The sequence below is a fragment of the Pseudomonas sp. ZT5P21 genome (genome assembly GCF_054897785.1).
Genome location: NZ_CM142705.1, coordinates 4,876,460 through 4,888,679, shown reverse-complemented (window position 1 = coordinate 4,888,679; position 12,220 = coordinate 4,876,460). Strand labels below are relative to the sequence as shown.

At 60.3% G+C, this 12,220-nt stretch carries 11 protein-coding genes; 5 read left to right on the top strand and 6 right to left on the bottom strand.

Going from position 1 to position 12,220, the window contains the following annotated elements; translation table 11 throughout:
* Positions 1–637: 637 nt before the first annotated feature.
* The 5 genes from ACYZT9_RS22715 to dksA all read right to left on the bottom strand — a co-directional run bounded on the left by ACYZT9_RS22715 (position 638) and on the right by dksA (position 6,836).
* The gene (locus ACYZT9_RS22715; protein WP_462007511.1) at positions 638–2,074 is read right to left on the bottom strand and encodes a sigma-54-dependent transcriptional regulator; all 1,437 of its coding nucleotides are present in this window, start codon (positions 2,072–2,074) and stop codon (positions 638–640) included.
* Between the two features lie 22 nt (positions 2,075–2,096).
* A complete protein-coding gene (locus tag ACYZT9_RS22710) occupies positions 2,097–5,051 on the bottom strand; it encodes a sensor histidine kinase (protein ID WP_462007510.1) in 2,955 nt (984 codons plus the stop codon).
* The gene (locus ACYZT9_RS22705) at positions 5,035–5,211 is read right to left on the bottom strand and encodes a hypothetical protein (RefSeq protein WP_003176118.1); all 177 of its coding nucleotides are present in this window, start codon (positions 5,209–5,211) and stop codon (positions 5,035–5,037) included. The genes ACYZT9_RS22710 and ACYZT9_RS22705 overlap by 17 nt, the downstream gene beginning before the upstream one ends.
* A gap of 77 nt (positions 5,212–5,288) precedes the next feature.
* Positions 5,289–6,182, bottom strand: coding sequence for a tRNA glutamyl-Q(34) synthetase GluQRS (gene gluQRS, locus ACYZT9_RS22700; protein ID WP_462007509.1), 894 nt, complete (start codon positions 6,180–6,182; stop codon positions 5,289–5,291).
* A gap of 213 nt (positions 6,183–6,395) precedes the next feature.
* Positions 6,396–6,836, bottom strand: a complete 441-nt coding sequence (dksA, locus tag ACYZT9_RS22695; RefSeq protein ID WP_462007508.1) for an RNA polymerase-binding protein DksA — start codon at positions 6,834–6,836, stop codon at positions 6,396–6,398.
* A 334-nt stretch (positions 6,837–7,170) separates the two neighbouring features.
* Here dksA and ACYZT9_RS22690 point away from each other — a divergent pair, with 334 nt between their 5' ends.
* Positions 7,171–8,343 (top strand): pyridoxal phosphate-dependent aminotransferase, encoded by a 1,173-nt coding sequence (locus ACYZT9_RS22690; RefSeq protein ID WP_462007507.1) that lies wholly within the window; start codon positions 7,171–7,173, stop codon positions 8,341–8,343.
* Positions 8,343–9,056 (top strand): DNA/RNA nuclease SfsA, encoded by a 714-nt coding sequence (sfsA, locus tag ACYZT9_RS22685; protein ID WP_462007506.1) that lies wholly within the window; start codon positions 8,343–8,345, stop codon positions 9,054–9,056. The genes ACYZT9_RS22690 and sfsA overlap by 1 nt, the downstream gene beginning before the upstream one ends.
* Here sfsA and ACYZT9_RS22680 read toward each other — a convergent pair.
* Positions 9,053–9,370 carry a Rieske (2Fe-2S) protein gene (locus tag ACYZT9_RS22680; protein ID WP_462007505.1) on the bottom strand — a complete coding sequence of 106 codons (318 nt, stop codon included), beginning with the start codon at positions 9,368–9,370 and terminating at the stop codon, positions 9,053–9,055. The genes sfsA and ACYZT9_RS22680 overlap by 4 nt on opposite strands.
* A 164-nt stretch (positions 9,371–9,534) precedes the next feature.
* Between ACYZT9_RS22680 and ACYZT9_RS22675 the strand changes: the two genes are divergently transcribed.
* Genes ACYZT9_RS22675 through ACYZT9_RS22665 form a run of 3 tightly spaced genes read left to right on the top strand, consistent with a single transcriptional unit; the run spans position 9,535 to position 12,208 of the window.
* Positions 9,535–10,407, top strand: a complete 873-nt coding sequence (locus ACYZT9_RS22675) for a heme/hemin ABC transporter substrate-binding protein (RefSeq protein WP_462007504.1) — start codon at positions 9,535–9,537, stop codon at positions 10,405–10,407.
* Between the two features lie 50 nt (positions 10,408–10,457).
* Positions 10,458–11,441, top strand: coding sequence for a FecCD family ABC transporter permease (locus ACYZT9_RS22670; RefSeq protein WP_462010275.1), 984 nt, complete (start codon positions 10,458–10,460; stop codon positions 11,439–11,441).
* Positions 11,441–12,208: a heme ABC transporter ATP-binding protein gene (locus tag ACYZT9_RS22665; RefSeq protein WP_462007503.1), complete on the top strand. Its 768-nt coding sequence runs from the start codon at positions 11,441–11,443 to the stop codon at positions 12,206–12,208. Before ACYZT9_RS22670 ends, ACYZT9_RS22665 begins: the two co-directional genes overlap by 1 nt.
* Positions 12,209–12,220: the final 12 nt, after the last annotated feature.

The following is a 12,220-nucleotide window of genomic DNA, read 5'->3' as shown; positions in this document are numbered from 1 at the left end:
GCGTAAAACCAGATACCCAGCGCTTGCCCTCGGGTTTTTCGCGAGCAAGCTCGCTCCTACAGGGGCTTGGAAGGTTTTCCGGCTCGCGGAAACTACAAGGGGAGCCGAAGCTCCCCAAGAAGTAGTTACATTTTCTATTTTTGTTATTGGTTTCGGGCTTCTTGTTTTTGTTGAGTGCCCGCGTCATGAAGTTTTCCTTCATGACCCTCCCAATCGGGAGCCAAGAGCAAACGGATTGCTTTGGTCGCTGTGCTGCAGTGATCTTTCGATCCAACCAGTTCAGGCTCTGTCTCAAGACAGTTTTTGTTGTTCTCGGCCTGGTCGTGGGGCAAGCCCCAAATACAACGCCTCTCCAAAAGAATCAGTTAGCTGCGCCTCTCGCCGTCTTGTTTTTATTGTGCGTGAGTCGATTCGTCTTATTTTTATTGTCTTGTGCATTGCTTGTTATTGTTCTTGTACCAAACACATAGCAGGGTGCATGCCAACTATTGCGATGCTCAGCAAAACAAGGGGTTACGCCGTTTGATGGGTTTTTTTGAGAGCCAAAAAAACCGGGGCTCCGTTACCGTAAGCCCCGGCTTCTGTTACGTGAAAAAGCTGAGGTAACAGTTTTTTCACAAAGTCATGCGTTACCCATTCAGCTCTCGCTGGCCACCCCGGTCTTTCGCCGCGGAATACCCAGGCGCTGGCGGCGTTCCCACAAGCATTTGCGACTCACCCCGAGTTTGCGTGCCAGCTCGGTTTCGGTCATGTGGTCCTGATGCTCGAGAACGAAGTGCTGGAAATAGTCCTCCAGTGACAGGTCCTCGGTCGGCTCGTGGCTGTTGTTACCAGCGCTGTTGCCCTGTTGCGGCGCCAGGCCGATGAACTCATCGTCTTCCAGATCGCTCAACTCGATGTCGATGCCCAGCAGCTCGGCGGAAATTTCCGGGCTCTCGCACAGGATGACCGCGCGTTCGACCGCGTTTTCCAGCTCACGTACGTTGCCCGGCCAGGAATAATGGCGAATCGCTTGCTCGGCATCCGGCGCGAACTTCAGGTCGATGCGGTTGACCCGCGCGCTCTGACGCGCCAGGAAGGCATTGGCGATTTCGTTGACGTCGGCGCCGCGTTCGCGCAGGGCCGGCAGTTTCAGGGCGATCACGTGGAGGCGGTAGTACAAGTCTTCACGGAACTGGCCGATCTTGGCCAGGCTCTTGAGGTCGCGGTGAGTCGCGGCAATCAGGCGCACATCGACTTTTTGCGACTGAACCGAACCCACCCGGCGTATTTCGCCTTCCTGCAACACGCGAAGCAGGCGAGCCTGGGCTTCCAGCGGCAGTTCGCCGATTTCGTCAAGGAACAAGGTGCCGCCGTCCGCCGCTTCCACCAGACCGGCACGCCCGGCGCTGGCGCCGGTGAACGCGCCTTTTTCGTGGCCGAACAGTTCGGACTCGATCAGGCTTTCCGGAATGGCCGCGCAGTTCACCGAAATCATCGGTGCCTTGGCGCGTCTGGACAGATTGTGCAGGGCGCGCGCCACCAGTTCTTTACCGGTGCCGGATTCGCCCTGGATCAAGACATTGGAATCGGTGGGCGCCACTTTGCGGATCTTGCTGTAGAGGTCCTGCATCGGTGGGCACGAGCCGATGATGCCGATTTCGCCGTTGCTGTTGTCGATACCCGGTTTCGCCGCGCCATTGGCGGCTTTGCCGACGGCAGGTTCACCACTGGCCTGCACCGATTGCCGGTCTCGCAGGATGCGTGCGACGGCCTGGAGCATTTCGTCGTGGTCGAAAGGCTTGGCGATGTAATCCACCGCGCCCATCTTCATCGAGTCGACCGCCGAACGCAGGCTGGCGTAGCTGGTCATGATCAGCACAGGTGTGCCCTGGCCGAGTTTGATCAACTCGGTGCCCGGTGCGCCAGGCAGGCGCAGGTCACTGACGATCAGGTCGAACGTGGGAATGGTGAAGCGTTCTTGTGCTTCCTGCACTGAACCGGCTTCGCTGACCTGGTACTGGTTACGTTCCAGCAGGCGGCGCAAGGCGGAGCGGATAATTGTTTCGTCTTCGACGATCAAAATGTGCGGCATTGATTCGATACTCTCGACGGTCTCAGTTCACAGCGGACGTCGCTTCGACATGACGCGGCAAGGTCACCCGGATACGGGTGCCGCGTTGGCTTTGAACATCAGCCGGGCTGTCGATGGTGATTTGTCCATAATGCTCTTCAACGATGGAATAGACCAGTGCAAGGCCCAGACCGGTGCCTTCGCCAGGATCCTTGGTGGTGAAGAAAGGTTCGAACAATCTATCCATGATGTTCTTCGGAATACCGCTGCCTTCGTCTTCCACGATCAGGTCGACCGTGTGTTCGCCGGCTTCGCTTTTTACCCGCACCGCGCTGCCGGGAGGCGAGGCGTCACGGGCGTTTGAGAGCAGATTGATCAGGACCTGGGCGAGGCGCTGCGGATCGCCTTCGACCCAGTGATCGGGGTCGCACAGGTTGTAGAACTGCACTTCGAAATTGCGCCGGTTCAGGGCCAGTAAACCGATGGCATCCTGCGCCACTTCGGCCAGACAGACGGGCTCGTCGCTGTGCTGATGACTGCCGGCATGGGCGAAACTCATCAGCGACTGAACGATGCGCGACACGCGTTTGGTCTGTTCAAGGATCTGCCCGCTGATTTCCTTCAGCTCGCCATCGTCTTCACGTTCTTCGCGCAGGTTCTGCGCCAGACACGCGATGCCGGTGATCGGGTTGCCGATTTCATGGGCAACGCCGGCAGCCAGTCGGCCAATGCTGGCCAGGCGCTCGGAGTGCACCAGTTTGTCTTCGAGCATCTGGGTTTCGGTCAGGTCCTCGACCAGCAATACCAGACCGCTGTTACCCGGTGCGAGCGGTTCATCGATCGCCGCTTTGTGCAGGTTCAGCCAACGGGTCTGGCCATCAAGGGCCAGGTGCTGCTTGTGCAGATGCTCGTCGGGCAGATTGATGAAACCTTGCAACAGTCCTTTCCACGGATCGGCGATGGTGCTCAGGCGCGAACCGACCACGCGCTGCGCGGCAATTCCGGTCAGCTCCTCCATGGCTTTGTTCCACATGAGGATTTCCTGATCCTTGGCCAGGGAACAGACGCCCATCGGCAATTCCTGCAGGGTCTGGCGGTGATAGCGGCGCAGCGCATCGAGTTCAGCGGCCAGCCCGGTCAGGCGCGAGTGGTAATCCTCGAGGCGGCTTTCGATGAAGTGAATGTCTTCGGTGACGTAGTTTTCGCCGCCTGCCTTATAAGGCAGGAACGTCTCGACCATGTCCTGCGCGACGCTCGGCCCCATCAGGCCGGAGAGGTTGGCTTCGATCCGGTCACGCAAACGGCGCAAGGCGTAAGGCCGGCGCTCGTCGAACGGCAGATAGAGATCGCGTAGCGCTTGTTCGACTTCTTTCTGCGCGGCCTTGGCGCCCAGTGGTTTGGCCAGTTGTGTGGCGAACTCCTGAGGCGAGGCGGCGTGCAGTTCCCGGCGTTGCGGGCGACGCACGTTGTCCACGGCACACGCTTCGGCGGCGCTGGCCTCTTCGGGACTGGCGTTGGTGAACAGCGAAATCAACGTAAACATCAGTACGTTAGCGGCCAGCGAGGCGATCGCGGCCATGTGCCAACTGGTGTCGTCCAGCACGTAGATCATGTTCAGCAGCGGAATGTAGAAACCCTGCAGGTTGCCGACCAGCGGCAGCAGCATGGTCACCAGCCACACCAGAATTCCCGCCAGCAAACCGGCGATGAAGCCGCGACGGTTCGCTGTCGGCCAATACAAAACCGACAGCACGCCCGGCAGGAACTGCAGTGTCGCCACAAACGCGACGATGCCGAGGTTGGCCAGGTCCTGTTCGGCGCCCAGCAGCAAGTAGAAGCCGTAACCGGCCATGATGATCGCGACAATCAGCGCTCGACGGGTCCACTTCAGCCAGCGATAGATGTTGCCTTCGGCTGGCGGTTGATAAAGCGGCAGCACGAGGTGGTTCAGTGCCATCCCGGACAGTGCCAGGGTGGTGACGATGATCAGGCCGCTGGCGGCCGACAATCCGCCGACATAGGCCAATAGCGCCAGCGCTTTGCTGTTGGCAGCGATGCCGATGCCTAGCGTGAAGTATTCCGGATTCGTGGTCGCGCCGAGTTTCAGCCCGGCCCAGAGAATCAGCGGCACGGCCAGACTCATCAGCAGCAGGAACAGCGGCAAACCCCAGCTCGCACTGACCAGCGCTCGCGGGTTGAGGTTCTCGGTAAAGGTCATGTGATACATGTGCGGCATCACGATCGCCGACGCGAAGAACACCAGCAGCAGCGTGCGCCACGGACCTTCCTGCAATGGTGTGTGCAAGGCGGCGAGGGCGGTCTGGTTTTGCAGCAGCCACAGTTCCAGCTGTTGCGGACCGTCGAACACGCCGTAAAGGGCATACAGGCCAACGCCGCCTATCGCGATCAGTTTGATCACTGACTCAAACGCAATCGCGAACACCAGCCCTTCGTGTTTCTCGCGGGTGGCGATATGGCGCGAGCCAAAGAAAATGGTGAACAGCGTAATCAGTCCACAGAAGCTTAGGGCCACACGGTGTTGCACCGGCTCGCGGGTGAGAATACTGATGGAGTCGGCCACCGCCTGAATCTGCAATGCCAGCAGCGGCAGTACACCAATCAGCATGAAAATCGTGGTCAGTGCGCCGGCCCAGGTGCTGCGGAAGCGGAACGCGAACAGATCAGCCAGCGACGACAGTTGGTACGTGCGGGTGATCTTCAGGATCGGATACAGCAACACCGGCGCCAGCAGAAACGCGCCGGAGACACCCAGGTAGCTGGACAGAAAACCGTAGCCGTACTGATAGGCCAGGCCCACCGTGCCGTAAAACGCCCAGGCACTGGCGTAAACGCCCAGCGACAGGGTGTACGTCAGCGGGTGGCGAATGATCGCCCGGGGGATCATGCCCCGTTCGCTGATCCAGGCCACGCCGAACAGCACCGCCAGGTACGCGGCGCTGATCAGGATCATCTGGGTCAGGCTAAAGCTCATCGGCATCTTTTTGGCTCTGCAGGATGAATGTCACGACGATCAGAATCAGCCAGAGCAGATAAGGGCGATACCAGGCGCCAGTGGCGTCGATCCACCAATCCATGATGGCCGGGGAGAACAGATAAATCCCCACTACCAGGAGCAGGACCAAGCGATAGATGTACATCCCGGCCTCTCTTTTTTATGCGCGTGCCCGAAAACGTGCGGCGATGGTAACGGATGGGCGCGCCACTGCAAGTGTGATCACTGTAGTTGCGCTTCGGGGAGGTTGAGTGTGCGCGGGATCTTCAGCGCGTCCCAGTGGGCAATGCCCCAGTCCAGCACTTCCCGTGGCGTGGCGTACACCAGTTCTGTGCCCGGATGTTGCCCGAGCGCGCGCAATGCACGCAGTAACAGGGGCGTTGCCTGATCTTCGGTCAGCGGCGGCGAACGGTAGGTTTTGCCAAGCTTGTTGCCGTCAGGTTGGGTGATCAGCGGGATGTGCAGGTAACGCGGCTGCGGCAGCCCGAGCAGTTCCTGCAGATAGAGCTGACGCGGTGTCGAGTCGAGCAGGTCAGCGCCACGGACGATATCGGTGATGCCTTGCCAGGCGTCATCGAGCACCACCGCCAGTTGATAGGCGTAAAGCCCGTCGCGGCGGCGGATGACGAAGTCTCCGACGTCACGGCCCAGGTGCTGGCGGTATTCACCCTGCACCCGGTCGGTAAAGTGATATTCCAGTTCGGGCACGCGCAGGCGAATGGCCGCATCTTCAGTGCCATGGCCGGCATTGCGGCACAGGCCCGGATAAATGCCGTGATAGGGCTCAAGCTGTTTTCGCGAACAGGTGCAGGCGTAGGCCAGGCCGTGATTGAACAGGCGATTGAGCACTTCGGCGTAGGCGTCGTGCCGTTCGCTCTGTCGGACCATTTCGCCGTCCCACTCGAAACCGTAGCTTTCCAGTGCCTTGAGGATGGCCGCCTGCGCGCCGGGTTCTTCCCGTGGCGGATCGAGGTCTTCCATGCGCATCAGCCAGCGACCGCCCACCGCGCGCGCGTCGAGGTACGAAGCCAGCGCCGCGACCAGCGAACCGAAGTGCAGGTGGCCGCTGGGGGTGGGGGCGAAGCGTCCGATGTAGGGAGAGGTGGTGGCAGTCATGGCTGGAATATTACTTTGTGGCGCCTGTTAAGCGCACGGCTTGATACCGCCATCCCGAGCAAGCTCGCTACCACACTGGATTTGTGAGCGCCGCAGATCCCAGGTGGGAGCGAGCTTGCTCGCGATGGCGATTTTAAAGACACAACAGTTATCAGCGAATTTCAGAAACAAAAACGGAGCGTTCGCACGCTCCGTTTTTCGTTCAAGTCGAGATTACTTGCCGACTTGCTTTTCCTTGATTTCCGCCAGGGTCTTGCAGTCAACGCACATGTCGGCGGTAGGGCGGGCTTCCAGCCGTTTGACGCCGATTTCGACGCCGCAGGACTCGCACCAGCCATATTCTTCGTCTTCGATCAGTTGCAGGGTCTTGTCGATCTTCTTGATCAATTTGCGCTCGCGGTCGCGGGCGCGCAATTCGAGGCTGAATTCTTCTTCCTGGCTGGCACGGTCTGCCGGGTCAGGGAAGTTGGCCGCTTCGTCTTTCATGTGATCAACCGTACGGTCGACCTCTTGCATCAAATCCTGTTTCCACTTGTTCAGGATCTTGGTGAAGTGAGCGCGCATGGGTTTGCCCATGTACTCCTCGCCCTTTACTTCTTTGTAGGGTTCGAAGCCGCTGATCGACTGATTGTGCTGCTTTGCCTGGGTGGACATGAAATAGACCGCCTCTACTCTTGTAATCCATAGCGCAGGATTGCTCCATCACCGACACCCGCCGGCCCTGCGGCTGCAAGCGGGCGAACTTACCAGATCAAATCGGGCCGCGCTACTCCCGGATGTCGAGGTCATGGCCCAAGGGGCTTGCAAATGATTGCAAAGCCCTGTCTGGTGGTGCTGTAGACCTGATCAATTAATGATTTTAGTCAAACCTTGCGCACTCGCATGAATCGTTTGTGGCCAGGGGTGTCGAGGCGTCTGACCGCTTTAGGTTCTCGCTCGTTCCTGCGCATGGGTAGAATCGGTTTTTTTCCCCGTTGAAGGAAGGCTAATGGCCCAGCCCTACAGTGCCCGCAGTCGCGCGATCGAACCGTTCCATGTCATGGCGCTGCTGGCGCGGGCCAATGAACTGCAAGCCGCCGGCCATGACGTGATTCACCTGGAAATCGGCGAACCGGACTTTACTACCGCCGAGCCGATCATCCAGGCCGGCCAGGCTGCACTGACCGCGGGGAAGACCCGATATACAGCCGCTCGCGGCATCCCCGAGCTGCGTGAGGCGATTTCAGGCTTCTATCATCAGCGCTACGGTTTGAACATCGACCCACAGCGAATACTCATCACGCCCGGCGGTTCCGGCGCGCTGCTGCTGGCGAGCGCTTTGCTGGTGGATCCCGGCAAACACTGGCTGCTGGCGGACCCGGGTTACCCGTGCAACCGGCATTTCCTGCGGTTGGTGGAAGGTGCGTCGCAGCTTGTTCCTGTGGGGCCGGACGTGCGTTATCAGCTGACACCGCACTTGATCGACCGTCATTGGGATCAGGACAGCGTCGGCGCGCTAGTGGCATCACCGGCCAACCCGACCGGGACGATTCTGACCCGCGACGAACTGGCGGGGTTGTCAACCGCGATCAAGGCACGCCACGGCCATCTGGTGGTGGACGAAATTTATCACGGCCTGACTTACGGTACCGACGCGGCCAGTGTGCTGGAAGTCGATGACAGCGCCTTCGTGCTTAACAGTTTTTCAAAATATTTCGGCATGACCGGCTGGCGGCTTGGCTGGCTGGTGGCGCCCGTAGCGGCGGTCGGTGAGCTGGAAAAGCTTGCGCAGAATCTTTACATCAGTGCCCCCAGCATGGCCCAGCACGCGGCGCTGGCCTGCTTCGAACCCGCAACCATCGCCATTCTGGAAGAGCGTCGCGCCGAATTCGGCCGTCGCCGTGATTTCCTCTTGCCTGCCTTGCGGGAGTTGGGTTTCGGTATCGCCGTCGAGCCAGAAGGGGCGTTCTATCTATACGCCGATATCAGCAAATTCGGTGGCGATGCCTTCGCATTTTGCCGGCACTTCCTCGAAACCGAGCACGTGGCGATCACGCCGGGGCTCGATTTCGGGCGTTATCAGGCCGGACATCACGTTCGGTTTGCCTATACCCAAAGCCTCCCGCGCCTGCAGGAAGCGGTCGATCGCATCGCTCGCGGCTTGAAGAGCTGGCAAGGCTGATGCGTTTTCATCCTCCCCTCGAAGAGGGTCGTCTTATTCGACGATACAAGCGTTTTCTCGCCGATATCGAAACCGTTAGCGGCGAGTTGCTGACTATTCACTGCCCGAACACCGGCTCGATGCTCAACTGCCAGGTCGATGGCGGGCAGGTCTGGTTCAGTCGCTCCAATGATCCGAAACGCAAGTTGCCCGGTACTTGGGAAGTCGGCGAAACCCCTCAGGGGCGGCTGTTTTGCGTGAACACCGGCCGAGCCAACGGTCTGATCGAAGAGGCGCTCTGGGCTGGCGTCATCACCGAACTCAACGGTTTCACCGAGCTGAAGCGTGAAGTGGTCTACGGTCAGGAAAGCAGCCGCATCGACTTTCGTCTCGATTACCCGAGCGGGCCGGCGTATGTGGAAGTCAAAAGCGTCACGCTGGGTTTCGATGGCTCATCAGTCGCAGCGTTTCCCGATGCGGTCACCCAGCGTGGCGCCAAGCATTTACGGGAATTGGCTCATTTGGCTCGGGACGGGATTCGCGCGGTGCAGTTGTATTGCGTGAACCTCACCGACATCGATGCCGTACGACCTGCAGACGAAATCGATTCGGCCTACGCCTCGGCCTTGCGAGAGGCGGTGGCGTGCGGGGTCGAGGTGTTGGCTTACGGCGTGCGGTTGTCCCATGAGGAAATGGTGGTCGACCGGCGTCTTGAAGTGGTGCTCGGCAGTTAAAGGCTGACCCAGATTCCTTGATCGTCTTCGCGACTTTCTACGGTGGTCAGGGATTGCCCGGCACACGGACCGGAGACGCACTCGCCGTCTTCGATCAAGAACAATGCGCCGTGAGTGGCGCACTGGATCAGGCTATTGCTGGGGTCGAGAAACTGGTCGGGTGTCCATTCCAGCCCGACGCCACGGTGCGGGCAGCGATTGATGTAAACGTAGACCTGACCCGCCCGGCGCACGGCGAAGAGCTTCTGGCCGTCGAGGTCGAAACCGCGACTGCTGGATTCGGCCAGCTCAAGGCCCGTGCAAAGGAACTTCATGTCTATCCTCAACTCCGCCGGCTCGTGACCGGATATGTCCGAGCTTGACGTTCAAATGCAAACAATTATCAAATGGCCGCTTCGCCCGTCGGTTAAGGTGCCGGACGCCGAGGATACTTGGCCTGGCACTTCAATGCCTGGAAAAACTTTAAAGGAAGCTGTTTATGCGCCTGAGTACCCGCGTCGCCGCGCTTTGTGTCGGACTTCTCGTCAGCCACTACGCCGCGGCGACCGAGTTGCCACAACGCTGGGTCAGCGCCGGTGGCGCCTTGTCGGAGTGGGTCTGTGCGCTGGGCGGCGAATCGAAACTGGTGGGTGTCGATACCACCAGCCAGCATCCGGAATCCCTCAAGGCGTTGCCCAGTATCGGCTATCAACGGCAGTTGCCGGCAGAAGGCATCCTGAGCTTGCGCCCGCAAATTCTGGTCGGCACCGAAGAAACGGGCCCGCCGCCGGTGCTGTCGCAGATTCGCACGGCGGGCGTGCAAGTCGAACTGTTCTCGGCCCAGCCGGATCTGCCGACACTGCAGAGTAACTTGCAACTTTTGGGCAAGTTGCTCGGCGCGGAGGAGAGGGCTGTGCAATTGTTCCAGGCCTATCAACAGCAACTCGATCAGCAAAAGATCCGCGTCACCAAGGCGCAGCTGACACAACAGTCACCCGGTGTGCTGGTGCTGCTCGGTCACGCGGGCGGCAAGGCGCTGATCGCCGGCAAGGACACCGCCGCCGATTGGCTGATCCAGAACGCCGGCGGGCACAATCTGGCGACGCATACCGGTTACAAACCTTTTTCCAACGAATCCTTGATCAGCCTGGACCCTGAAGTGCTGGTGTTTGCCGATCGCGCGCTGACCGGCGAGGCGGCGCGTGCGGCGTTGTTCAAGGAGAACCCGATTTTGTCCTCCACCCGCGCCGCCATGGACGGGCGCGTCATGGAGCTTGATCCGACGCTGCTAGTGGGTGGGCTCGGGCCACGGTTGCCCGACGCGTTGAAAAAAATCAGTGACGGTTTCTACCCCGGCACGGCTGCGCAATGACCGTCCTGATTAAACCCCGTGCATTGTTCACGGGTCTGAGCCTCCTGTGTTTGTTGGCGATCTGGCTGTCGTTGGCGCTTGGGCCGGTGAGTCTGCCGTTGCTCGATACCTTGTGTGCGGCGTTGCGTATGATTGGCTTGCCTATTGCGCCTGACGGGCTGGAGCAGGCCGAACTGATCCTCGGACACATTCGCCTGCCGCGTACCTTGCTGGGGTTGGCGGTGGGCGGCGTGCTGGCGCTGTCGGGCGTGGCGATGCAGGGATTGTTTCGTAACCCGCTGGCCGATCCGGGCCTAGTGGGCGTTTCCGGAGGCGCGGCATTAGGCGCGGCCATTGCGATTGTCGGCGGCTCGGCGCTCGGTGGACTTCCTGAATCTCTCGGTCCGTATCTGTTATCGCTATGCGCGTTTATTGGCGGCCTCGGCGTGACGGCGCTGGTCTATCGACTGGGTCGGCGCAACGGACAAACCGATGTCGCGACCATGTTGTTAGCGGGTCTCGCTTTGACGGCGCTGGCCGGCTCGGTCGTGGGGTTGTTTACCTACCTGGCAGACGACACGACCCTGCGAACGCTGACCTTCTGGAACCTGGGCAGTCTGAACGGTGCCAGTTATTCGCGACTCTGGCCGTTGCTGCTGATCAGTGTCGGCGTGGCGCTGTGGTTACCGCGTCGGGCCAAGGCCCTGAATGCGTTGTTGCTGGGCGAGTCGGAGGCCGGTCACCTCGGTATCGATGTCGAAAAGCTCAAGCGCGAACTGGTGTTTTGCACGGCACTGGGTGTCGGCGCGGCAGTGGCTGCGGCAGGAATGATCGGTTTTGTCGGACTGGTGGTGCCGCATCTGGTGCGTCTGCTGGCCGGTCCCGACCATCGGGTGCTGTTGCCGGCCTCGGTGTTGGCGGGTGCAAGTCTTCTCTTGTTTGCCGATCTGGTGGCACGACTGGCCCTAGCGCCGGCCGAGCTGCCGATCGGAATCGTTACAGCGATGATCGGTGCGCCGGTCTTTCTTTATTTACTGCTGCGAGGGCGTGCCTGATGTTGCGAACGCAAAATCTGCAAATCCGCCGGGGCCGCAAGATCGTCCTGACGGACATCACGCTTGAACTCAATCCGGGGGAAGTCCTCGGTGTATTGGGGCCTAACGGTGCCGGCAAAAGTACGTTGCTGGGCGCCTTGTGCGGCGAGTTGAAGGCTGATCACGCTAGCGTATGGCTCGATGACCGCGAGTTGCGAGAATGGACGGGCGCCCAGCGAGCCCGGCGTCTGGCGGTCTTGCCGCAGGTCTCGACCCTGGATTTCGCCTTTCGCGTCGAAGAAGTCGTCGGCATGGGACGCTTGCCGCACCAGACCGGCCGGATCCGCGATGACGAAATTGTCGCAGTCGCGCTGCAGGCTGCCGATGCCGGGCATCTGAGGGGTCGCAGCTATCTCGCGTTGTCCGGGGGCGAGCGCCAGCGGGTGCATCTGGCGCGGGTGTTGGCGCAACTCTGGCCGGGCGAAGCGGGGCAAACACTGTTGCTCGATGAGCCGACATCGATGCTCGACCCGCTGCACCAGCACACCACCCTGCAAGCGGTGCGCGAATTCGCTGATCGCGGCGCTGCGGTGCTGGTGATCCTGCATGATCTGAACCTGGCGGCGCGCTATTGTGATCGCCTGTTACTGCTTGAGGGCGGGCGCCCTGTGGCGCTCGACACGCCCGAGCAGGTACTGCGTCCTGAGCCGCTCAAGGCGGTATTCGGGCTGGACGTTCTGGTGCAACAGCATCCGGAGCGCGGGCATCCGCTGATCATCGCCCGCTGAGTTTTAAGGGGA

Bases quoted from the DNA above. Each gene is read 5' to 3' on its own strand.
- ACYZT9_RS22715 (WP_462007511.1), bottom strand. From the start codon at position 2,074: ATGCCGCACATTTTGATCGTCGAAGACGAAACAATTATCCGCTCCGCC.
- ACYZT9_RS22710 (WP_462007510.1), bottom strand. From the start codon at position 5,051: ATGCCGATGAGCTTTAGCCTGACCCAGATGATCCTGATCAGCGCCGCG.
- ACYZT9_RS22705 (WP_003176118.1), bottom strand. From the start codon at position 5,211: ATGTACATCTATCGCTTGGTCCTGCTCCTGGTAGTGGGGATTTATCTG.
- gluQRS (WP_462007509.1), bottom strand. From the start codon at position 6,182: ATGACTGCCACCACCTCTCCCTACATCGGACGCTTCGCCCCCACCCCC.
- dksA (WP_462007508.1), bottom strand. From the start codon at position 6,836: ATGTCCACCCAGGCAAAGCAGCACAATCAGTCGATCAGCGGCTTCGAA.
- ACYZT9_RS22690 (WP_462007507.1), top strand. From the start codon at position 7,171: ATGGCCCAGCCCTACAGTGCCCGCAGTCGCGCGATCGAACCGTTCCAT.
- sfsA (WP_462007506.1), top strand. From the start codon at position 8,343: ATGCGTTTTCATCCTCCCCTCGAAGAGGGTCGTCTTATTCGACGATAC.
- ACYZT9_RS22680 (WP_462007505.1), bottom strand. From the start codon at position 9,370: ATGAAGTTCCTTTGCACGGGCCTTGAGCTGGCCGAATCCAGCAGTCGC.
- ACYZT9_RS22675 (WP_462007504.1), top strand. From the start codon at position 9,535: ATGCGCCTGAGTACCCGCGTCGCCGCGCTTTGTGTCGGACTTCTCGTC.
- ACYZT9_RS22665 (WP_462007503.1), top strand. From the start codon at position 11,441: ATGTTGCGAACGCAAAATCTGCAAATCCGCCGGGGCCGCAAGATCGTC.